Source organism: Mesorhizobium sp. WSM4815 (genome assembly GCF_055811575.1).
Genome location: NZ_JBVVQS010000098.1, coordinates 257,522 through 276,318, shown reverse-complemented (window position 1 = coordinate 276,318; position 18,797 = coordinate 257,522). Strand labels below are relative to the sequence as shown.

22 protein-coding genes are annotated in these 18,797 nt (G+C 62.6%); 11 read left to right on the top strand and 11 right to left on the bottom strand.

The features are described 5' to 3' along the window. Positions 1-60: 60 nt before the first annotated feature. On the bottom strand, positions 61-381 hold the full coding sequence (locus tag AC0L2B_RS22475) for a DUF1476 domain-containing protein (protein ID WP_027154189.1): 321 nt from the start codon (positions 379-381) through the stop codon (positions 61-63). Between the two features lie 277 nt (positions 382-658). Here AC0L2B_RS22475 and purC point away from each other — a divergent pair, with 277 nt between their 5' ends. From purC to AC0L2B_RS22445, 6 genes are read left to right on the top strand one after another with little or no spacing between them, the layout of a single operon-like run. After that, a complete protein-coding gene (gene purC / locus AC0L2B_RS22470; protein WP_023798245.1) occupies positions 659-1,453 on the top strand; it encodes a phosphoribosylaminoimidazolesuccinocarboxamide synthase in 795 nt (264 codons plus the stop codon). A 42-nt stretch (positions 1,454-1,495) separates the two neighbouring features. Next, positions 1,496-1,738 carry a phosphoribosylformylglycinamidine synthase subunit PurS gene (gene purS, locus AC0L2B_RS22465; protein WP_023798246.1) on the top strand — a complete coding sequence of 81 codons (243 nt, stop codon included), beginning with the start codon at positions 1,496-1,498 and terminating at the stop codon, positions 1,736-1,738. Positions 1,739-1,756: 18 nt separating this feature from the next. Next, positions 1,757-2,011 carry a hypothetical protein gene (locus tag AC0L2B_RS22460; protein ID WP_473746849.1) on the top strand — a complete coding sequence of 85 codons (255 nt, stop codon included), beginning with the start codon at positions 1,757-1,759 and terminating at the stop codon, positions 2,009-2,011. After that, positions 2,008-2,676 carry a phosphoribosylformylglycinamidine synthase subunit PurQ gene (purQ, locus tag AC0L2B_RS22455; protein ID WP_023798248.1) on the top strand — a complete coding sequence of 223 codons (669 nt, stop codon included), beginning with the start codon at positions 2,008-2,010 and terminating at the stop codon, positions 2,674-2,676. Before AC0L2B_RS22460 ends, purQ begins: the two co-directional genes overlap by 4 nt. A gap of 45 nt (positions 2,677-2,721) precedes the next feature. Beyond that, positions 2,722-3,138, top strand: coding sequence for a hypothetical protein (locus tag AC0L2B_RS22450; RefSeq protein ID WP_027154186.1), 417 nt, complete (start codon positions 2,722-2,724; stop codon positions 3,136-3,138). A 4-nt stretch (positions 3,139-3,142) separates the two neighbouring features. Then, a complete protein-coding gene (locus AC0L2B_RS22445; protein ID WP_287259743.1) occupies positions 3,143-3,352 on the top strand; it encodes a hypothetical protein in 210 nt (69 codons plus the stop codon). Here AC0L2B_RS22445 and AC0L2B_RS22440 read toward each other — a convergent pair. Continuing rightward, on the bottom strand, positions 3,283-3,501 hold the full coding sequence (locus AC0L2B_RS22440) for a DUF1127 domain-containing protein (protein ID WP_419697047.1): 219 nt from the start codon (positions 3,499-3,501) through the stop codon (positions 3,283-3,285). The two genes, AC0L2B_RS22445 and AC0L2B_RS22440, sit on opposite strands and share 70 nt — an antisense overlap. 120 nt (positions 3,502-3,621) lie before the next feature. Here AC0L2B_RS22440 and AC0L2B_RS22435 point away from each other — a divergent pair, with 120 nt between their 5' ends. The 5 genes from AC0L2B_RS22435 to AC0L2B_RS22415 all read left to right on the top strand — a co-directional run bounded on the left by AC0L2B_RS22435 (position 3,622) and on the right by AC0L2B_RS22415 (position 9,597). Then, entirely contained in the window at positions 3,622-5,034 is a 1,413-nt protein-coding gene (locus AC0L2B_RS22435) for an aminotransferase-like domain-containing protein (protein WP_473746848.1), read from the top strand. A gap of 143 nt (positions 5,035-5,177) precedes the next feature. After that, positions 5,178-7,418 carry a phosphoribosylformylglycinamidine synthase subunit PurL gene (purL, locus tag AC0L2B_RS22430; RefSeq protein WP_473746847.1) on the top strand — a complete coding sequence of 747 codons (2,241 nt, stop codon included), beginning with the start codon at positions 5,178-5,180 and terminating at the stop codon, positions 7,416-7,418. 80 nt (positions 7,419-7,498) lie between these two features. Continuing rightward, entirely contained in the window at positions 7,499-7,732 is a 234-nt protein-coding gene (locus tag AC0L2B_RS22425) for a BolA/IbaG family iron-sulfur metabolism protein (protein ID WP_023798252.1), read from the top strand. A 174-nt stretch (positions 7,733-7,906) separates the two neighbouring features. Then, positions 7,907-8,242 carry a Grx4 family monothiol glutaredoxin gene (grxD, locus tag AC0L2B_RS22420; protein WP_023798253.1) on the top strand — a complete coding sequence of 112 codons (336 nt, stop codon included), beginning with the start codon at positions 7,907-7,909 and terminating at the stop codon, positions 8,240-8,242. Positions 8,243-8,352: 110 nt separating this feature from the next. Further along, positions 8,353-9,597 carry a multidrug effflux MFS transporter gene (locus tag AC0L2B_RS22415; RefSeq protein WP_473746846.1) on the top strand — a complete coding sequence of 415 codons (1,245 nt, stop codon included), beginning with the start codon at positions 8,353-8,355 and terminating at the stop codon, positions 9,595-9,597. A gap of 13 nt (positions 9,598-9,610) precedes the next feature. On the opposite strand, the gene AC0L2B_RS22410 is transcribed toward AC0L2B_RS22415, so the two are convergent. The 9 genes from AC0L2B_RS22410 to AC0L2B_RS22370 all read right to left on the bottom strand — a co-directional run bounded on the left by AC0L2B_RS22410 (position 9,611) and on the right by AC0L2B_RS22370 (position 18,781). Beyond that, complete coding sequence (locus AC0L2B_RS22410) at positions 9,611-10,012, bottom strand: hypothetical protein (RefSeq protein WP_473746845.1); 402 nt, start codon at positions 10,010-10,012, stop codon at positions 9,611-9,613. Between the two features lie 101 nt (positions 10,013-10,113). Further along, positions 10,114-10,860, bottom strand: coding sequence for a pyridoxal 4-dehydrogenase, SDR-type (gene pldH / locus AC0L2B_RS22405; RefSeq protein WP_023798256.1), 747 nt, complete (start codon positions 10,858-10,860; stop codon positions 10,114-10,116). Positions 10,861-10,892: 32 nt separating this feature from the next. Then, positions 10,893-12,071 (bottom strand): pyridoxamine--pyruvate transaminase, encoded by a 1,179-nt coding sequence (gene ppaT, locus AC0L2B_RS22400; RefSeq protein WP_473746844.1) that lies wholly within the window; start codon positions 12,069-12,071, stop codon positions 10,893-10,895. 26 nt (positions 12,072-12,097) lie between these two features. Beyond that, positions 12,098-12,904, bottom strand: a complete 807-nt coding sequence (pldA, locus tag AC0L2B_RS22395; RefSeq protein WP_287259658.1) for a 4-pyridoxolactonase — start codon at positions 12,902-12,904, stop codon at positions 12,098-12,100. A 48-nt stretch (positions 12,905-12,952) separates the two neighbouring features. Next, positions 12,953-13,888: a putative B6 ABC transporter permease subunit 1 gene (locus tag AC0L2B_RS22390; protein WP_473519571.1), complete on the bottom strand. Its 936-nt coding sequence runs from the start codon at positions 13,886-13,888 to the stop codon at positions 12,953-12,955. 4 nt (positions 13,889-13,892) lie between these two features. After that, the gene (locus AC0L2B_RS22385) at positions 13,893-14,990 is read right to left on the bottom strand and encodes a putative B6 ABC transporter permease subunit 2 (protein ID WP_287259655.1); all 1,098 of its coding nucleotides are present in this window, start codon (positions 14,988-14,990) and stop codon (positions 13,893-13,895) included. Then, positions 14,987-16,426 (bottom strand): putative B6 ABC transporter ATP-binding protein, encoded by a 1,440-nt coding sequence (locus AC0L2B_RS22380; protein ID WP_473746843.1) that lies wholly within the window; start codon positions 16,424-16,426, stop codon positions 14,987-14,989. The genes AC0L2B_RS22385 and AC0L2B_RS22380 overlap by 4 nt, the downstream gene beginning before the upstream one ends. Next, the gene (locus AC0L2B_RS22375) at positions 16,387-17,346 is read right to left on the bottom strand and encodes a putative B6 ABC transporter substrate-binding protein (RefSeq protein ID WP_473746842.1); all 960 of its coding nucleotides are present in this window, start codon (positions 17,344-17,346) and stop codon (positions 16,387-16,389) included. Before AC0L2B_RS22375 ends, AC0L2B_RS22380 begins: the two co-directional genes overlap by 40 nt. Before the next feature lie 88 nt (positions 17,347-17,434). Then, positions 17,435-18,781 (bottom strand): ABC transporter substrate-binding protein, encoded by a 1,347-nt coding sequence (locus AC0L2B_RS22370; RefSeq protein WP_473746840.1) that lies wholly within the window; start codon positions 18,779-18,781, stop codon positions 17,435-17,437. Positions 18,782-18,797 lie beyond the last annotated feature (16 nt).

The following is an 18,797-nucleotide window of genomic DNA, read 5'->3' as shown; positions in this document are numbered from 1 at the left end:
ACCGCCCGGAGGGGCGAGGCGGTCGATTGGTCCAGCGTGTCGATTGGCTCAGAGCAAGGGTCAGGTGTTCTTGATCTGCTCGATTGCCTGCGCCATCAGATCGTCCATGGTGCGGCGAATCTGATGATCCGACTGGGCGACCCCGGCTTCGTCGAAATCCTTGCGGATCTTGCGGAAAACGTCGTGGTCGCCGGCTTCCTCGATATCGGCGAGGACGACCTGGCTGGCATAGGCTTCGGCGTCGGCCCCGGCCTTGCCGAGCTTTTCGGCGGCCCACAGGCCCAGCGCCTTGTTGCGGCGCGCCGCAGCCTTGAACCGGAGTTCCTCGTCGATTACGAACTTGCGCTCGAAGCCCTCCTCGCGATCTTTCATGCTGCTCATGGCATCCCTCCGGTCAAATCCGATTTGGTTGGCAGTCGAAATATGTGTCTTGCCCAGCACAAACCAAAAGGCCGCGGGCCGGTCAATATGCTACATCACTTGCTGCGCTGCGGCATTTCATTCCGGAAAGCGGTGATTGAAAGGATTTGCCGATTGAGCAAACACTGCGATTGGGATAGACACCGGCATTGAACCCCTACCGTTGCCGCACTAATTTAGGCGTACGGACAGGAACTGGTCGCTTGCCGCCTGCCCGGAAATCCAGAGAAAAGATCAGATGAAAAATCGCCGCCGCATTTATGAAGGCAAGGCCAAGATCCTCTATGAGGGCCCTGAGCCGGGAACACTGATCCAATTCTTCAAGGACGACGCGACCGCTTTCAACAAGAAGAAGCACGAAATCGTCGATGGCAAGGGCGTGCTCAACAACCGCATTTCCGAGCACATCTTCAACCATCTCAACCGGATGGGCATTCCGACCCATTTCATCCGCCGGCTCAACATGCGCGAGCAGCTGATCAAGGAAGTCGAGATCATCCCGCTCGAGGTGGTCGTGCGCAATGTCGCCGCCGGCTCGCTGGCCAAGCGTCTCGGCATCGAGGAAGGCACCGTGCTGCCGCGCTCGATCATCGAATTCTATTACAAGGCCGATGCGCTCGACGACCCAATGGTGTCTGAAGAGCACATCACGGCTTTCGGCTGGGCAAGCCCGCAGGAGATCGACGACGTCATGGCGCTGGCCATCCGCGTCAACGACTTCCTCTCCGGCTTGTTCATGGGAGTCGGCATCCAGCTTGTCGACTTCAAGATCGAATGTGGCCGGCTGTTCGAAGGCGACATGATGCGCATCGTCGTTGCCGACGAGATCTCGCCGGACTCGTGCCGTCTGTGGGACGTGGCGACCCAGGACAAGCTCGACAAGGATCGATTCCGCCGCGACATGGGCGGTCTGGTCGAAGCCTATCAGGAAGTCGCCCGCCGCCTCGGCATCATGAACGAGAACGAGCCGCCGCGTCCCGCCGGACCAGTGCTCGTCGCCTCGACCGATGGCCTCAAAGGCAAGCCGCACTGAGATTTCTTGCCGCTCAACACGTCGAACAGGAGCATGTCCAGCGTGATCAAGGCCCGCATTACCGTCACTCTCAAGAACGGCGTGCTCGACCCGCAAGGCAAGGCGATCGAACACGCATTGTCCGGGATGGGCTTTGACGGCGTCGGCCAGGTTCGGCAGGGCAAGGTTTTCGACGTCGAGCTTGCTGAGAGCGACAAGGCCAAGGCCGAAGCCGATCTCAAAGCCATGTGCGACAAGCTTCTGGCGAATACGGTGATTGAGAACTATAGTGTGGCCATTACCTGAGGTTGTGCCGGAGGGCAGATGGCCGAGATTGATGGAAGCTTGATATTTGAAGTCCTCAAGTCCATTCAGTCGCGTCTGGACAGGATGGATTTGACGCTCGGGGAGGTAAAGTCCGAGCTTGGCTCTATCCGCGGCCATCTCATCGCCACCGAGGGCGACGTGAAGAACATTTATGGCGTGCTGGCTCGCCAGGACGAGCGCCTGGAACATATTGAACGCCGCTTAGACCTGCGCGAGCTTGCCGAAGCCCAGAGGCCTTACGAAACGAAATGAAATCAGCCGTCGTCCTCCTGCCAGGCCTCAACCGTGACCGCGACATGATCGCGGCGCTGACCAAAATTTCGGGAACGCCGCCGGTCACCGTCTGGCAGACCGACACCGAAATTCCCGACGTCGACCTGATCGCCATTCCTGGCGGCTTCTCCTTCGGCGACTATCTGCGCTGCGGCGCCATTGCCGCGCGCATGCCGGTGATGCGGGCGGTCGCCGAAAAGGCGGCCAAGGGCGTGATGGTCATCGGCGTCTGCAACGGCTTCCAGATCCTGGTCGAGGCCGGCCTTTTGCCAGGCGCCTTGATGCGCAACACGTCGCTGAAATTCGTCTGCCGACAGGTCAAGCTGCAGATCGCCAACGCCAACACAATGTTCACCCGCCGCTACCAGCCGGGCCAGATCATCCGCTCGCCGGTGGCACATCATGACGGCAATTACTTTGCCGACGCCGAGACGCTGCGCAGGCTCGAAGGCGAAGGCCAGGTCGTGTTCCGCTATGCCGAAGGCACCAATCCCAACGGCTCGATCAACGACATTGCCGGCATCATCAACGGCCAGGGCAATGTGCTCGGCCTGATGCCGCATCCCGAGAACCTGATCGAAGCGGCGCATGGCGGCAGCGACGGCCGGGCGCTGTTCGAAAGTGCGCTTGGCATCGCCGCTTGATATCTTCAGCGTTCATCTTTTTTCCGAATTCGAAATAGGCGCCGCATGAGCCCGAGACAGACGATCGCCCGCCTCGCTCTTGTCGCCGCCGCCGGCCTTGTGCTCGCCTCCTGCCAGTCGAAGCCGAAGAACGCGCCGGCGCCTTCGGGCAAGAGTGCGGCGCTGCTTGCCATGGAACAGGTGGCGATCGCCGCCCACAAATGCTGGATCGCCAGCAAGGATCCCGCTTTCAAGCCCTATCAGATGGCCAACGAGCTGAATTCGTTCACCGGCACGCCGCGCTTTCTGCTGGTTCCGGTCAAGCATTATGGCGGAAAGCCGTTGCTGGTCGTGCAGGCACAGGGCAATTCACGCCGGGTTGACGTGTACGGTCCGCTGATGGCCGAACCGCTCGGCGCACGCATCGGCTCGGACATTGCCCGCTGGCAGGCTGGCAATCAGGCCTGCGGTGCGGCTGCATAGGGCTGTGCGCCGCTTCGCGCAGGTCGCCGGTCTGGGCATCGGCCTGGCCGCCCTTGTCCTGCAAATCTGCATCACCGTTCAGGCGTCGATGGCAGCCGGCCGCAGTTTTGTCGGCTCGCTGGTCTTCTATTTCAGCGCGTATTCTCAGTCCCAGAACGGCCTCAGACCCTCACGATGGGCGTCGGCACGCGAGATGCCGATATCCCTAAGCTGATCGTCGGTCATTTCCAGCAAGACCAGCCGACTGCGCCGGCGATCCAGCAAGCGGCCGATCCGGTTTGCAAGTGAGCTGACCCTTCGCACCAAGCGACGGACATAGCCTTGACGGCCTGACGGGCGGGCTCCGGGCAATCCAGCTCTCATGTAACGGATTGTATCGATTGCAGCCATTTTCTTGCTACCAAAATTCGAGATTGTACCTATTTGTTGCGCGGTCACATATGTATTGACTCTCAAAACGGTGCAATATAGAAAATTGTCACCATGACAAATTGGCTTCCCGACCTTTCCGCCGGCTCCGGGCCGCTCTATCAGCGGCTTGCAGATTCCATCGAAACGGACATCGACCGTGGCTTGATCGCCGCCGGGGCAAAATTGCCGCCGCAGCGCGATCTGGCATACGACATCGGCACGACCGTCGGCACGGTCGGCAGGGCCTACCAATTGTTGCGCGAGCGGGGCCTGGTGAGCGGCGAAGTCGGACGCGGAACCTATGTGCTTGGCCGGCATGATGCCAAGACCGATCTGCTGGCGCCCGACCCGCAGGTGGAAGGCACGCGCTATATCGATGCGCCTCGCGGCAAACTGCGCTTCGACAGCACGGCTGCGCCTGATACCGGCCAGGGCGCCATTGTCGCCGATGTGCTTTCGCGCACGGCGCAGGAGCATCCGTACGAGATTTCAAGCTATACGCGGGATTTTCCCAACCGCTGGGTCGAGGCCGGCTGCAACTGGCTGTCGCGAAATTCGTTTCGCCCAAGCCCCGATGGCATCGTTCCGACGCTCGGCACCCATGCCGCGGTTATGGCGGCGATTGCCGCGCTGACCACGCCCGGCGACTATATCGTCTTCGAGCACCTCACCTACTCGCAGATTTCTCGCAGCGCCGGCCTGATCGGCCGCCGCACCGCGCTGGTGACATCGGACGCGGAAGGGCTCGATCCAGAGGATTTCGAGCGCGTCTGCGCGCAAAAACACCCGAAAATGATGTTCCTGATGCCGACGGCACAGAACCCCACACTGGTGACGCTGTCGGCGACGCGCCGCGAGGCCATCGCGCGCGTCGCGCGCGAATACAATGTCATCCTGATCGAGGACGATCTCTATGGCGATCTGACCGACGACCCGACGCCGCTCCTGGCCGAATATGCCCCCGAACGGACCATCGTTGCCGCCGGCCTGTCGAAATCGGTTGCGGCCGGCGTTCGCGGCGGCTGGCTCGCCTGTCCGCCGGCCTATCGCCACCGGATCCGGGTCGCTCACAAGATGCTGACGGGTGGCCTCCCCTTCCTGCTGGCGGAAGTGTGTAGCCGACTGGTTCTGTCCGGCCAGGCCAGCGAGATGCGCAAGCGCAGCATCGTCGAGATCAACGCGCGCGTGGCGATCGTGCGCGAGACACTAGCCGGGTTCGACTTCAACGCACTAGACAATGTGCCCTTCGTCTGGCTCACCCTGCCTGATCCATGGCTTTCCGGCACCTTCAAGAACGCCTGTCTCGAACATGGCGTGCTCATCGACGATGAGGACGAGTTCAAGGCCGGGCGTTCCGAGCAGGTTTTTCACGGCGTGCGGTTTGGCGTTTCACAGCCGGAGCGACGAGAGGACATCGCGGGCGGCGTTGGCGTGATCCGGCGGCTGCTGGACGAGGGCCGCGCCGGCTACGACAGTTTCTCCTGAACCGGCTTGAAACCGGCAGGCCGAATGGCGATCTTTCGCTACTTGCTGCACCCTTTCCATCGTTTTTCGTCGCTTGATGGGTGTATCGGCTGCAAAGCTTGCGATAAGACCGGACTCGATCCCAAGGACATAAATTGCCGCCCATGACCATTTCCAATTCCGTGCCGATCACTCCGGAACTCATTGCCTCGCACGGGCTGAAGCCCGACGAATATCAGCGCATCCTCGATCTGGTCGGGCGCGAGCCGAGCTTTACCGAGCTCGGCATCTTTTCGGCGATGTGGAACGAGCACTGCTCGTATAAATCCTCAAAAAAGTGGCTGCGCACGCTGCCGACCACCGGGCCGCAGGTCATCCAGGGCCCGGGCGAGAATGCCGGCGTGGTCGATATCGGCGACGGCGACTGCGTCGTCTTCAAGATGGAGAGCCACAACCACCCCTCCTTCATCGAGCCCTATCAGGGTGCGGCGACCGGCGTCGGCGGCATCCTGCGCGATGTCTTCACCATGGGCGCCCGGCCGATCGCGGCAATGAACGCGCTGCGCTTCGGCGCGCCGAACCATCCCAAGACCAGGCACCTGGTTGCCGGCGTCGTTGCCGGCGTCGGCGGCTACGGCAATTCCTTCGGCGTGCCGACGGTCGGCGGCGAAGTCAATTTCGACGCGCGCTACAATGGCAACATCCTGGTCAACGCCTTTGCGGCGGGGCTGGCCAAGACCGACGCGATTTTCCTGTCGGAAGCCAAGGGCGTCGGCCTGCCGGTCGTCTATCTCGGCGCCAAGACCGGCCGCGACGGTGTCGGCGGCGCCACCATGGCCTCGGCCGAATTCGACGACAGGATCGACGAGAAGCGGCCCACCGTTCAGGTCGGCGACCCGTTCACCGAAAAATGCCTGCTCGAAGCCTGCCTCGAACTGATGGCGTCCGGCGCCGTCATCGCCATCCAGGACATGGGTGCTGCCGGCCTCACCTGCTCGGCGGTCGAGATGGGCGCCAAGGGCGACCTCGGCATCGAGCTCGACCTCGACAAGGTGCCGGTGCGCGAGGAGCGCATGAGCGCCTATGAGATGATGCTGTCGGAGAGCCAGGAGCGCATGCTGATGGTGCTGCGCCCCGAAAAGGAAAAGCAAGCCGAGGCGATCTTCCACAAATGGGGCCTCGACTTCGCCATCGTCGGCAAGACAACCGACGATCTGCGCTTTCGCGTGCTGCACCAGGGCGACGAAGTCGCCAATCTGCCGATCAAGGACCTTGGCGACCAGGCGCCGGAATACGACCGTCCCTGGACCGAGCCGAACAACCCGGCGCCGCTGGCGGCCGGCAATGCACCTCAAGCGGATGTCGCCGAGGCGCTGCTGAAACTGCTTGGCGGGCCCGACCTGTCCTCGCGCCGCTGGGTATGGGAACAATACGACACGCTGATCCAGGGCAATTCGCTGCAGCTTCCCGGCGGCGATGCCGGCGTGGTGCGCGTCGAGGGCCATCCGACCAAGGCGCTCGCCTTCTCCTCCGACGTGACGCCGCGTTATTGCGAGGCCGACCCTTACGAGGGCGGCAAGCAGGCGGTGGCCGAATGCTGGCGCAACCTTACCGCCACCGGCGCGCTGCCGCTCGCGGCCACCGACAACCTCAATTTCGGCAACCCGGAACGACCCGAGATCATGGGCCAGTTGGTCGGCGCCGTGAAAGGCATCGGCGATGCCTGTCGCGCGCTCGGCTTTCCGATCGTCTCCGGCAATGTCTCGCTCTACAACGAAACCAACGGGCAAGGCATCTTGCCGACGCCGACCATCGGCGGCGTCGGACTGATCGCCGACTGGTCCCAGATGGCGCGGATCGGCTTTGCCGCCGAGGGCCAGATGATCCTGCTGGTCGGCGCGCCGTCGATGTGGGGAACGCATCTCGCCCAGTCGGCCTATATGCGCGACATCCATGGCCGCACCGATGGCCCGCCGCCGCCGGTCGACCTCGACCACGAAAAGCGCGTCGGCGACCATGTACGCACTCTGATCGCCTCCGGCGTCGTCACATCAGCGCATGACGTTTCCGATGGCGGCATTGCCGTCGCGCTGGCCGAGATGGCGATGGCGTCCGGTATCGGCGCAACCGTCCCCGGCCTGGTCGGGACCGACCCGATCCCGGTCTGGTTCGGCGAGGATCAGGGCCGCTACCTCTTGACGCTGTCGATCGATCCGCAAAGCGAGGAATGGGACGCCATTCGCGAACAGCAGAGCAAGCTCGGCATCTTCGCGCCGTGGATCGGCTCGACCGGCGGCAGCGACCTGAAACTCGGCGAGGCGCGGGCGATCCCTGTCGGCGAATTGACCGCTGCCCACGAATCCTGGTTTCCTCGCTTCATGGCAAATGAGGTCGTGGACCCCTGATTTGATCGAGCGGGGTCGTTGCGGTGTGGTTCATCCGCCGTTTCGATCATATCTATGAGATCTGAACAAGGAATCCTCGCATGGCAATGGACGCGCACGACATCGAACGGTTGATCAAGGAAGGCATTCCGGACGCCAAGGTGACGATTCGCGACCTGGCCGGCGACGGCGACCATTATGCGGCCGAAGTGGTGGCCGAAAGCTTTCGCGGCAAAAGCCGCGTCCAGCAGCATCAGATGGTCTATGACGCGCTGAAGGGCAATATGGGCGGCGTGCTGCACGCGCTCGCACTGCAGACCAGCGTGCCGGAATAAGCTTTTTTAGGGCTTGCTGGCTTGGGAAGATAGCCGTCCGATGCTCTTGGCCCAGGCCATCCTTTGCGCCATTTGCGTGACGAGGGCGGCAAACGTCTTGTTTCAGGCAACCTATGGGTTTATTTGAAAGGGAATGTTTCGAGCCCGACTCCCGCGGGCATGAAAGGATTTTCTATGAGCGGTATCAACGACTACATCGACAGCGAAGTGAAGGCCAACGACGTCGTTCTCTTCATGAAGGGCACTCCCGGTTTTCCGCAATGCGGATTTTCCGGTCAGGTCGTGCAGATCCTCGACTATATCGGGGCCGACTACAAGGGCGTCGACGTGCTGACCTCGGCCGAGCTGCGGCAAGGTATCAAGGAATACTCCAACTGGCCGACAATCCCTCAGCTCTACGTCAAAGGTGAGTTCGTCGGCGGTTGCGACATCGTCCGCGAGATGTTCCAGGCTGGCGAACTGCAGACGTTCCTCGTCGAAAAGGGCGTCAGCGTCAAAGGCGCCGCCTGACGAACATTTAGGGCACTTCGCCAAGCTGATTATCTCCCCGGTATCGGGGCACAAGACGAATGAATGCGCCGGTGCGCCGGCGCTTTTTCGTTTGAAGATCGGACTTTGCCGTGGATCAGCATGCAGAAGCGCAGCAACAGGCAAGCACCTTGCCTATTCCGCGCTGGGAATTCATCGCGCTGTGCGCGGCGTTGATGGCGCTCAACTCGCTGGCCATCGACATCATGCTGCCGGCGCTGCAGCAGATCGGCGCCTCGCTGGGCGTGGAAAATGAAAACCATCGCCAATATGTGATTGCCGCCTATATTCTGGGCTTTGGCGGCGGACAGCTCTTCTTCGGGCCGATCTCGGACCGCTTCGGACGCCGCGCTCCGCTCGTCGTCGGACTGGTCATCTATGTCGCCGCGGCGAGTGCGGCGGCGATCGCCCCGACATTCGCCACGCTTATCCTGTGCCGGGTGGTGCAAGGCATCGGCGCCGCGGCCACACGCGTCATCGCCGTCTCGATCGTGCGCGACACGTTCGACGGGCGGCGCATGGCCGAAGTCATGTCGCTGATCTTCATGGTGTTCATGGCGATTCCGGTGGTGGCGCCAGGCATCGGCCAGTTCATCATGCTGTTTGCGACCTGGCACGTGATCTTCATCACCATGGCGGCCGGGGCCCTGATCGTGTCGGCGTGGGCGCTGCTGCGGCTGCCGGAAACGCTGCGTCCCGAATATCGCCGGCCGCTGACGGCCGAATCCATCATCGGCGGTTTCCGCATCGTGCTGACCAATCGCATCGCGCTCTGCTATGCCTTCGCCAGCACTTTTGCTTTCGGTGCGATGTTCGGCTTCATCAACTCGGCGCAGCAGATCTATGTCGACGTCTTCGGCGTCGGCGAGATGTTCCCGGTGATTTTCGCAGGTATCGCCGGCGTGCTCTCCTTTTCAAGCTATCTGAATTCGCGCCTTGTCGGCCGCATCGGTATGCGCCGCCTGTCGCAAAGCGCGCTGCTCTTGTTTCTGGCCATCAGCCTCGCCTGGCTGGTCGTTTCCATCCAGATGAAGATGCCGCTCTGGCTTTTCATCACCTTCTTTGCCGGCACGATGGTCCCGTTCGGCGCACTCGGCGCGAATTTCAACGCACTCGCCATGGAGCCGCTCGGCCAGTTGGCCGGGACGGCGTCGTCCATTCTGGGCTTCATGCAGACCTTCCTCGGCGGCGTGCTCGGCACGCTGATCGGCCAAGCCTTCAACGGCACGGTGACGCCCTTGGCCGCCGGATTCTGCAGCGTTTCGCTTGGCGCATTGGTGATGGTGCTGATCGCCGAGCGCGGCAAATTCTTCCAGCCGCAGAACCCGCCGGTTTAAGGCCGAACGCGTTTCAGGATTCATCCCCGCTCGCTGCGGTGAAGCGAGGGAACAGCAAACGCCCTGCGATCGCCCCACCCATGCTGTCCGAAACCGGCAGTGGCAGAGCCTTGTCGAGGGCCTCGAGGACGGAGGCGACGAAAGCCCGGTTGAGGCTGCCATCATCCCCCAGACGGGAGTAGGTGGCGCGAGGCTTGCCGATAAGTGTGCCGTTTCGGCGAATTGAGAACTGCAGCGTCAGGGTCATGCCCGCGGTTCCGGGCGGCGGCTCCCAACAGGCGACGATCGCGGAGAACATCTCGTTTATGGTGTTGATGGGATCGGGATTGCGACAGCCGCGCTCCTGCGATGTTGCCGCGTTAGGCCCGGCAACCAGGGCAAGGGTAAGGGCGACAATTGCGGACCGAGGTTTCATCTCGGGTCTCCGGTTTCGCGCGATAAATGTAATCCAATTTATCGACGAAAGCTTCCATCGAGTATCAGCGCTGCGGATGGATCCTTTCAGACGTCGGCGCTTTAGTGGCGCACCATGCCGGCGTCGACATTCAGCGTCTGGCCGGTGATCCAGCGTGCGTCATCCGAGGCCAGGAACGACACCACATCGGCGATATGTTCCGGCTGCCCTTTGCCTTTCATAGCCTGCAGCATCTCGACGAAGCCGAACGCCTCGTTGTGCGGGCTCGCCTTGACCCCATCGCTCTCGATCAGGCCCGGCGTCACCGCGTTGGCGGTGATGTTGTATTTGCCGAGTTCTGTGGCGAGCGCCCTGGTGAAGCCGATGACGCCGCCCTTGGCCGCGACATAGGCCGCCATGTTCGGCGTGCCGGCAAAGAAGCTGTTGGAGGCGATGCTGATCACCCGGCCGGCCTTGCCGGCGGCGCGCATCTGGTCCGTTGCCGCGCGGCTGACGATGAAGGTTCCGGTCAGATTGACGTCGATGATCTTGCGCCAATGGTCGAGGTCGACATCGTCCCAGGCGACGAAGGGCACGATGCTGGCGTTATTGACCAGGATATCGATGCCACCGGTCAGTGCCTGGATCTCGGCGAACAGCGCCTTGACGGATGCCGGATCGGAAATGTCGGCGGCGATCGCCTTCGCTTTTGCGCCGATCGCCGCCGCCGCCGCTTCGGCGCCTTCCGCATTGATGTCGCTGACGATGACGGTCGCGCCATCGGCGGCCAAGCGCGCGGCGATCGCCTTGCCGATGCCTTGTGCGGCCCCGGTAACCAGGGCGGTCTTTCCCGCAAGCCGTTCAGTCATTTTCCGTGCTCCATGTGATCTGTGACTTCATCTCAGGCGTCGGCGTCGATAACGGCGAGCGCCGCGTCGATGCCTTTGCCGACCGCGAGCTTTTCGCCCAAAGCATTCATCGCGCCGCCAAGTGCCGTCAGCGCCGCGATCGCATAGATCGGCTGGGCGGTCGGGCCCATATGGCCGATGCGCGTCAACTTGCCCAATGTCTCGCCCCGGCCCGACGAGAACACCACGCCGTAACGGGCGCGCGCAGCCTGGCGAAGCGCCTCCTCGTCGATGCCTTCGGGCGTCCGGACGGCAGTCGTGGTCGGCGATGCGATGATGTCGCTGGCCGCCCAGATCGACAGACCCATCGCGGCGACGCCCGCGCGCATGGCCTTGGCGGTGAGCGCGTGGCGCGCCCACACCGCCGCCGGTCCCTCATTGAGGTAGAGGTCGAGCGCGACGTCGAGCCCGTTCACTTCCGCGACAGACGGCGTGAACGGAAACGGCTTGTCCTTCGACCACGCATGCTCCCAATCGACGATGCTGAGCATCGACGCGCGCGGCGCCAGTGGATTGGCCTTCATTTTCGCCCAGGCCCGCTCGCTGACGCCCATCATCGTCAGCCCGGGAGGCGCGCCGAGGCATTTGTTCGGGCCGGTGACATAAATGTCGGCCTTGCAGTCCTCCGGATGCGTTTTCATGCCGCCGAAGGACGAAACGGCGTCGACGATCAGATAGGCGCCATGCCCCGAAACCAGCGCGCCGATGGCATCGATCGGGTTGATGGTGCCCGACGGCGTGTCGTGATGGCAGACGGAAACGATGCTGATTTCCGGATGCGCTTCCAGCATTGCCGCAACCGCCTGCGGGTCGATCGCCTCGTTATAGGGCACCTCGATTTCGAGCAGATGCGGCGAATAGCGCTTCGCCCAATAGCCAAAACCCTTGCCGTAGACTCCCGAGGCAAGGTTGAGCACGACGTCGTCTGGCGTGATCAGGGAGGCTGCCGCGGCCTCCAGGCCAAGGACCGGCTCGCCATGCAGAATGACCGGCTTGTTGGACAGCCGCATCGCCTTCTGCACCTTGTCGACCACACGCTCGTAAAAGAGCTGGAACGCCGGGTCGTAATCGTAGAGCACGGTGCGGCCGAGGCCGCGCAGCACATCGGGATAGGCGTTCACCGGCCCGGCGGTGAGCGTGATGACTGGTTCGGCGTGTTCGAGATAGCGCATGGTCTTTGTCTCTTCGTTGGCGGCGGTCAGCCGTAGAATTGCGTGCCGGTCCGATAGGTCTTGAAGTTTTCCATGTCGTGCGAATACATCAGCTCGGCCCCATAATCCTCGGCGAGCTTCTTCACCTTGCGCATCGAGTTGACACCCGCCACCGGGTCGATGTGGAAGGCCGCCTGGCACAGCGTTTCAAGGCTCTTCTGCGTGTAGGCAGCATCGATAGTGAACATGATCGGCTTGCGCTTGGGAAATTCGACCAGCAAGCTGTAATGGCCGATAGAATGGCCGGGCGTCGAGATCAATTTGACCCCCCTGGCAAGCTCGACATCGCCGTCGATGCCCTCGAAGGTCGAGTTGGCCCGCGTCGTGCCCTCCAGCAATTGCGCGGTCGCGCCACGCGCTTCGGCAGCCTCCGCCGAAAAGCTCAGATCCGAATAGCCAAGGTGCTCGAAAGGCTGAGGATTGCAGGCCTGCGGCACCTCGGTGCGATGACAGACCTTCTTGGCATGCGGAAAATACTTGTTGCCGCCGCAATGGTCGAAGTGGAAATGCGAGTTGACGACGACGTCGATATCCTTCGGCTCGAGGCCGAGCAGCGCCAGGGCGCCGGGAATGGTCTGGTGCTTTTCCTGGATCGGCTTTTCGAAAGGCAGCACCTTCATGACGTGGTCGTAGTCGTAGCCGGTGTCGATGAGAAACCGGCCCTCGGCATGCTCGATCAAGATCGAATAGACGGGAAAGCGCACTTCGCCGCCGGGGCCACGATTCCAGAACACGTGATAGCCGTCGAGAACGAGCGAGCCACCATCGAGCAGGTAGACCTTGGTATCCGACATTTTGTTCTCTCCTCTGTTGGCGCGGGTCCCGTCCGCGCCTGAACCTGATCAGCGCACGCCGCGCTCGTATGGAATGCCGAGCGCTGCCGGCAGGCTGGCCCGCCGGCCGAACAGAACCAGCATGATCATCACCGCCAGGAACGGCAGCATCTGGATGACGTCGGTTGGTATGTTGATGCCGGCCACCTGCATGGCTGTCGTCAGCGACAGGCACACGCCGAACAACAAGGCACCGAACAGCACCCAGACCGGGCGACCACGCGCCAGCATGGCAAGCACGATTCCGAGAAAGCCCGCGCCATTGGTGATGAAGGGAATGAACAGGCCGGCGCCGACATTGGCGAGAAAGGCGCCGCCAAGCCCTGCCAGCGCTCCAGTCGTCAGCACGGCGATGGTGCGGGTTCGTGCGACGTCGATGCCGGCGACGTCAAGCGCGGCCGGCTTGTCGCCCGCCGCCTGCAGGTTCAGGCCGAGCTGCGTGCGCCGATAGATGTAGCCCATGGCGAAAACCAGTGCTACCGCCAGGTAGACGATCAGATGCTGCCTGAACAACGCCGGCCCGATCACCGGAATGCCCGACAGCAACGGAATGACGGTCACATCAACCGCTGGCAGGCGGGGATAGCTGCGCGAAAACTGGAAATGGTGGAGCAGCGCCGTCAGGCCTTCAAGTCCCAATGTCAGCGCTATGCCGATGACGATCTGGTTCAAGCCGATGCGCACGCAAAGCAGCGCCATGACCAGCGCCACGGCGATACCGCCGCCGGCGCCGGTGAGAAAGCCCAGCCACAGCGATCCGGAATAGAAGGCGCCGACGAAGCCGAGATAGGCGCCGGCCAGCATCATGCCTTCGATGCCGATGTTGAGCACGCCGGCCTTTTCGGACATCTGTTCGCCGAGGCCGGCCAGCAGCAGCGGGATCGCCGCGGTGACGGCGCCAAACAAAAGCGCGCTGAGAAAGACTTCGCTGAACAGCCCGGTCATAACTTCAGGCCCTCCGCGACTGATTGTAGCGGTGATCGATGTATTCGGCGAGCGCGAGCACGATCAGCACGATGGAGACCAGCACCAGCGTGAAATGATTGGGCACGCCGAGGCGGCGGGCCGCGCTCTCGCCGCCGATCGACAGCACCGAAAGCAGGAACACGAAACCGATGGCGGCAAAGCCGTTCATGCGGGCGAGGAACACGACGGGAATGACCGCCAGCCCATAAGCGGGGTTCCAGTCGGCGCGGACGTTACCCTGGACGCCGAGGATATCGACAGCGCCGGCAAGTCCGGCCAGCCCGGCCGAGATGGCGAAGACGGCAATGGTGAGCTTCGGCACGCCGAGCCCCGCATGGATGGCCGCGCGTGGGTTGGCCCCGACGATCCTCAGCTTCAGGCCGAAGGCCGTGCGCGTCATCACCAGATGTACGGTGATGATCGCTGCCAGTCCCAGAAGCAGACCGCTGGTGATGGTCGTGTCGAGCAGACGCGGCAGCCGGTCCTCGACCAGCAAGGTGCGGGTCTGCGGCACAGTCGTGCCCGAATCGCGAAACACCAGCTTGACCAGCACATTGGCGAGCGAGGTGCCCAGGAACGTCATCATCAGCGTAGTGATGATCTCGTTGACGCCCTGATAGGCCCGCAAAAGGGCCGGCACCAGCGACCAGAGCATCGCAACCGCCATGGCGATGACAAACGAGCAGATCAGCGCCAGCCAGGCAGGCATGACTTCCACGAAGAGCGGGGCGCTGGCGGCGGCCGTTACCGCGCCGAGCAGGAACTGGCCATCGCCGCCGAGATTCCACATGCCGGCGCGAAAGGCCACGATCAGGCCAGCGGCAAGAAACAGCAGCGGCGCCATGCGCGTCAGCGTCTGCTGGATGCCGAGCGGCGACAAAAGCCCTCTCTCGAGCACAAAGCGATAATAGGCAAGCGGGTCGACGCCGACGGCAAGCAGGATGCAGCCGGCGATGATAAGCGCGGCCAGTATAGGGCCGATGGTCATCAGCAGCCGATGCTGGATATCGCGGCGCGTGACCACAGCAGCCGTGGCATCGAGTGCGGTTGCACCGGCGGCTGGGACGGTGTCGATGCTCATGCGGCAAGTCCGATCATCAAGCGACCGATCTTGGAGCGGGCATCGCCGACATTCTCGACCGTGCCGACCAGCGAGCCGTTCGAGATGACGGCGATGCGGTCGCACATGCTGAGCAACTCCTCCAGGTCGGTGGAGATGAGCAGCACGGCAAGGCCGCGTGCCGCCGTATCGCGGATTCGCTGGCGCGAAGCCAATGTATTGGCGAGATCGAGGCCATAGGTCGGCTTGTTGAAGATCACCACTTTTGCGCCTTCGGCGAGTTCGCGCGCCAGCAGCACCTTCTGGATATTGCCGCCGGAGAGCCGGGCGACCGGCGTTTTCAGGCTGGGCGTGCGCACGTCGTATTCGCGGATCAGCTGAGCGGCGCGCTTGTCGATTTCACCGCGCTGCTCGACGCCGTTGCGCCAGAAGGGAGCGGCGCCGACCTGCTTGAGGAAGAAATTGATCGAGACCGGAAAAGTCCCGACCGTGCCCTCGCCGAGCCGATCGTCGGTCAGGTAGCGAAGGCCTCGCTCACGGCGTTCGCCGACGCTCAGCGCCTCGATGGGCGTGCCCTGCAGCCGCACCGAACCGCTCACCGTCGCCCGCTGGCCAGCCAGCGCCTCCGCCAGTTGCTTCTGGCCATTGCCGTCGATACCAGCGATGCCCAGCAGCTCGCCTGGACGGATGTCGAACGAAATCGATAACAAGCCCCGCGCGTCGTCTGTCGGTGCGACCGCGAGTTCATGGACCTGAAGCAGCGGAGCCGCTCCGGCGTGAATGGTGCGAACCGGACGCTCGGACGCTTCCGGGTCGTCCTTCTGCTTGCCGAACATCAATTCGACGATCTCCGAAACGATCGCCTGCTCGCCTAGCGCGCGAAACCGCTCGGGAGGAATTTCGCCGACCTTGCGGCCGAGTTTCAGCACCGAGATTCGATCGCCGAAGGCCGCCGCCTCCTTGAGCTTGTGGGTGATGAAGACGATCGCCAGCCCCTGTTCGACAAGGCGGCGCATCAGCGCGCCCAGCTCATCGATGCCCTTCGGCGTCAGCATCGAGGTCGACTCGTCGAGGATCAGAATCCGGCTGTTGCGCACCATCGCGCGCAGGATCTCGACCTGCTGCTGTTCGCCGAGCGAGAGTTCCGACACCTTGGCATGCAGCTTGACCGTGATACCGAGCGCCCTGGTGATATCGGCGACGCGCGCTTCCAGTTCCTCGGTCTTGGGCCGCTGCCACCACGGGCCGCCGAGCAACAGGTTTTGCGCGACCGTCAGCGTCGGCACCAGCATCATGTGCTGGAATACGGTTCCGATGCCGAGCGCCAGCGCATGGCGCGGCGAGGTGATCGCGATAGGCTCGCCGTCGACCAGTATGCGGCCCTCGTCCGGCTGCTGCAGGCCGGACAGCATGCCGATCAAGGTGGATTTTCCGGCGCCGTTTTCACCGAGCAGCACATGCACTTCACCCGGACGGATAGCCAGATCGACGCTGTCGTTGGCGCGTCCTTGAGGCCGATCGAGTAGCTCTTGGTGCCGAACGTGTCGGCTTTGAGGTCGGCGATCATCGCCGCATAGACCGGCTCGATGTTCCAAACCACCGACGACAGCAGGAAGCCTTTGTCGATCGGCGTCTTGTCGCCGATGACGTCGATGAAATAGACCTTGCCGCCATCGCCGGCCTTGGTCGTTTCGACCGCCTGCAGCATACCGAAGCTCGAGCCGTTGCCCTGGCCGAAGATGATGTCGGCGCCCGATGCGATCACGCTTTCGGTAACGCGCTTGCCGCCGGCCGCATCGCTGTAGGCGGCGGGTCCGATCACCGCATAGGTGACCTTGACGTCCGGGTTCTCGGCCTTCACACCTTGCGCGAACGCCGCCGACTGCGAGTTCCACGACGGAGGCTCGCCGGACACGACGATGCCGACCGACTTGGAACGCGACATCTTGGCGGCGAGACGGCCGGCAAGGTACGCACCTTCGTGACCGCTCAGCGTGTAGTCTGCGACGAGCCCAGCCTCCAGGCCGGTCGGCGTGTCGACGATCGCCACTGGCACCTTGGTTTCCTTGGCGATTTCGGGAGCCGCGGTGTTGTACCCGCTGGCATGGGCAATCAACAGGCTGGCGCCGTCGGCCGCCAGTTCGCGCAATGTCGGGCGCACGTCGCCATAGCCGAGCCCCTGCGCCGTCACTATCTCGACACCGGCAGCTTTCGCCGCTGCCTTGGCAGCGTCGATGCCTTGCTGGTTCCAGCCATAATCGGTGCCTTCTTCCGGCGTCAGGATGGCAATGGACTTGACTTCGGCGGCAAGTGCATTACCCAGCAAGAGGCCGCTTAATATAACAGCGCTTACGCTGCCCTTCAGGAACTTAGACATGTTACCCTCTCTGTTCGGTTGACCCAAGATATTCTTATTGTTATTGCGCAAAAGCGAGGTAGACTGCCTGAACAATTCCACACGGAGTTCAGGCAAGGTGGTTGTGCGATACATTCTTCCGATAATTCTGGCGTTCACGTCGTTCGCCAACGCGGTTGAATTGCGGCACATCACTGTGCGAACCGGCACCGAAGGGCTCGATCCGGTGCCGCTGACGATCTCGAATGCGGGGCGTGAGGCGCTTTCCTGCAATGCAGACTTCGCCCACTGGTATTCGGCCACGATCGCCACCGCGGCGCCTGGCAAGAGCGCCCGTGTCGAGCTGTGGTTCGATCCAGAAACCGGGATGTTTGCGATCCTCAACGACAAGCGCGAAAACCTGCCCGTCGAGCGGCTGTGGTGCGGCCTCGCCAGACAGGCATACGCACTCTGCCGCCAGGAATTTGTCGGTGAAGACGTCGTCGGCCGACAGTGCCGTTTTGAGCACGCCCTGATCCGTCAGCGTCTTCAAGGTCTCTTCCCATTGGGTCTTCGTCATCCAGCCGAGGCCGTGTTCCTTCGTCGCCGGGCTGTTGAACGTCGAAGCGATGTCGGCCTTGAGCTGGGCCAGCAGCACATCCTTCTTCTCCGCATAGCCAGGAACGGCCTTGGCGGTGATCTCGGCGGCTTCTTCCGGATGGGCCGCGACATAGTCGAAAGCCTCCCTGTAGGCCTTCACGAAGCGGCGCACGACATCGGCATTGTCCTTGATCATCGCTTCAGAGGTGAACAGCCCCGAGCCATAGGCCTTCCAGCCGTGATCCGCGCCGAGCATGATGCTCAGCGACCCTGGGCCGCCAGCCTTGGCTTCAAGTTCTGGCACTTCTGCGTCGAGATAGCCGACGACCGTCTGGACCCGTCCGAGCAGCAGGTAGCTTTCGTAAGGCGGCGAGACGCTGTTGAGCGTCATGTCCTTCTCGCTCATGCCGTTGGCAGCCAGGAAGCCCCTGAAGAAAATGTAGGTGGAGCCCGCCGGGTGAATGCCGATGGTCAGGCCCTTGAGGTCTGAAGGCTTGGTCAGCTTGAGCGTCTTGGCGAGCGAAATAATGCCCAGCGGCGACTGCTGGTTGACCGCCGCCAGCGCCACGACGGGAACATTCTGCGACCTTGCCACGGCAAGCGTGGGAAGATCGCCGAAGCCGAATTCAGCGTTGCCATTGCCCACCAGCCGCATGGCGTCCGGCGAGCCGGACCCTTTGCGGACCTCGCTCACATCGATCTCGTTCTTGGCGAAGAAGCCTTTTTCCTTGCCGACAAAGAACATGGCGTGATTGCCGCGCACCACCCAGTCGAGCTGGACGTTGACCGTGTCCGCCGCCAGCGCCGCGTTCGAGAAGCCAAGCGCGCCGACAAACGCCGCAAAAGTGGCTGCCTTGATAAGAGAGCGTCTCAGCATTGTCTGTTCCCTTGTT

What these genes read in the sequence shown, in the direction of transcription:
- AC0L2B_RS22410 (WP_473746845.1), bottom strand. Translation starts at nt 10,012, where the DNA reads ATGAAACCTCGGTCCGCAATTGTCGCCCTTACCCTTGCCCTGGTTGCC.
- AC0L2B_RS22475 (WP_027154189.1), bottom strand. Translation starts at nt 381, where the DNA reads ATGAGCAGCATGAAAGATCGCGAGGAGGGCTTCGAGCGCAAGTTCGTA.
- purQ (WP_023798248.1), top strand. Translation starts at nt 2,008, where the DNA reads ATGAAATCAGCCGTCGTCCTCCTGCCAGGCCTCAACCGTGACCGCGAC.
- pldH (WP_023798256.1), bottom strand. Translation starts at nt 10,860, where the DNA reads ATGACTGAACGGCTTGCGGGAAAGACCGCCCTGGTTACCGGGGCCGCA.
- ppaT (WP_473746844.1), bottom strand. Translation starts at nt 12,071, where the DNA reads ATGCGCTATCTCGAACACGCCGAACCAGTCATCACGCTCACCGCCGGG.
- AC0L2B_RS22385 (WP_287259655.1), bottom strand. Translation starts at nt 14,990, where the DNA reads ATGAGCATCGACACCGTCCCAGCCGCCGGTGCAACCGCACTCGATGCC.
- AC0L2B_RS22390 (WP_473519571.1), bottom strand. Translation starts at nt 13,888, where the DNA reads ATGACCGGGCTGTTCAGCGAAGTCTTTCTCAGCGCGCTTTTGTTTGGC.
- AC0L2B_RS22450 (WP_027154186.1), top strand. Translation starts at nt 2,722, where the DNA reads ATGAGCCCGAGACAGACGATCGCCCGCCTCGCTCTTGTCGCCGCCGCC.
- grxD (WP_023798253.1), top strand. Translation starts at nt 7,907, where the DNA reads ATGAGCGGTATCAACGACTACATCGACAGCGAAGTGAAGGCCAACGAC.
- AC0L2B_RS22370 (WP_473746840.1), bottom strand. Translation starts at nt 18,781, where the DNA reads ATGCTGAGACGCTCTCTTATCAAGGCAGCCACTTTTGCGGCGTTTGTC.
- AC0L2B_RS22435 (WP_473746848.1), top strand. Translation starts at nt 3,622, where the DNA reads ATGACAAATTGGCTTCCCGACCTTTCCGCCGGCTCCGGGCCGCTCTAT.
- AC0L2B_RS22375 (WP_473746842.1), bottom strand. Translation starts at nt 17,346, where the DNA reads ATGTCTAAGTTCCTGAAGGGCAGCGTAAGCGCTGTTATATTAAGCGGC.
- AC0L2B_RS22460 (WP_473746849.1), top strand. Translation starts at nt 1,757, where the DNA reads ATGGCCGAGATTGATGGAAGCTTGATATTTGAAGTCCTCAAGTCCATT.
- AC0L2B_RS22440 (WP_419697047.1), bottom strand. Translation starts at nt 3,501, where the DNA reads ATGAGAGCTGGATTGCCCGGAGCCCGCCCGTCAGGCCGTCAAGGCTAT.
- purL (WP_473746847.1), top strand. Translation starts at nt 5,178, where the DNA reads ATGACCATTTCCAATTCCGTGCCGATCACTCCGGAACTCATTGCCTCG.
- AC0L2B_RS22425 (WP_023798252.1), top strand. Translation starts at nt 7,499, where the DNA reads ATGGCAATGGACGCGCACGACATCGAACGGTTGATCAAGGAAGGCATT.
- purC (WP_023798245.1), top strand. Translation starts at nt 659, where the DNA reads ATGAAAAATCGCCGCCGCATTTATGAAGGCAAGGCCAAGATCCTCTAT.
- pldA (WP_287259658.1), bottom strand. Translation starts at nt 12,904, where the DNA reads ATGTCGGATACCAAGGTCTACCTGCTCGATGGTGGCTCGCTCGTTCTC.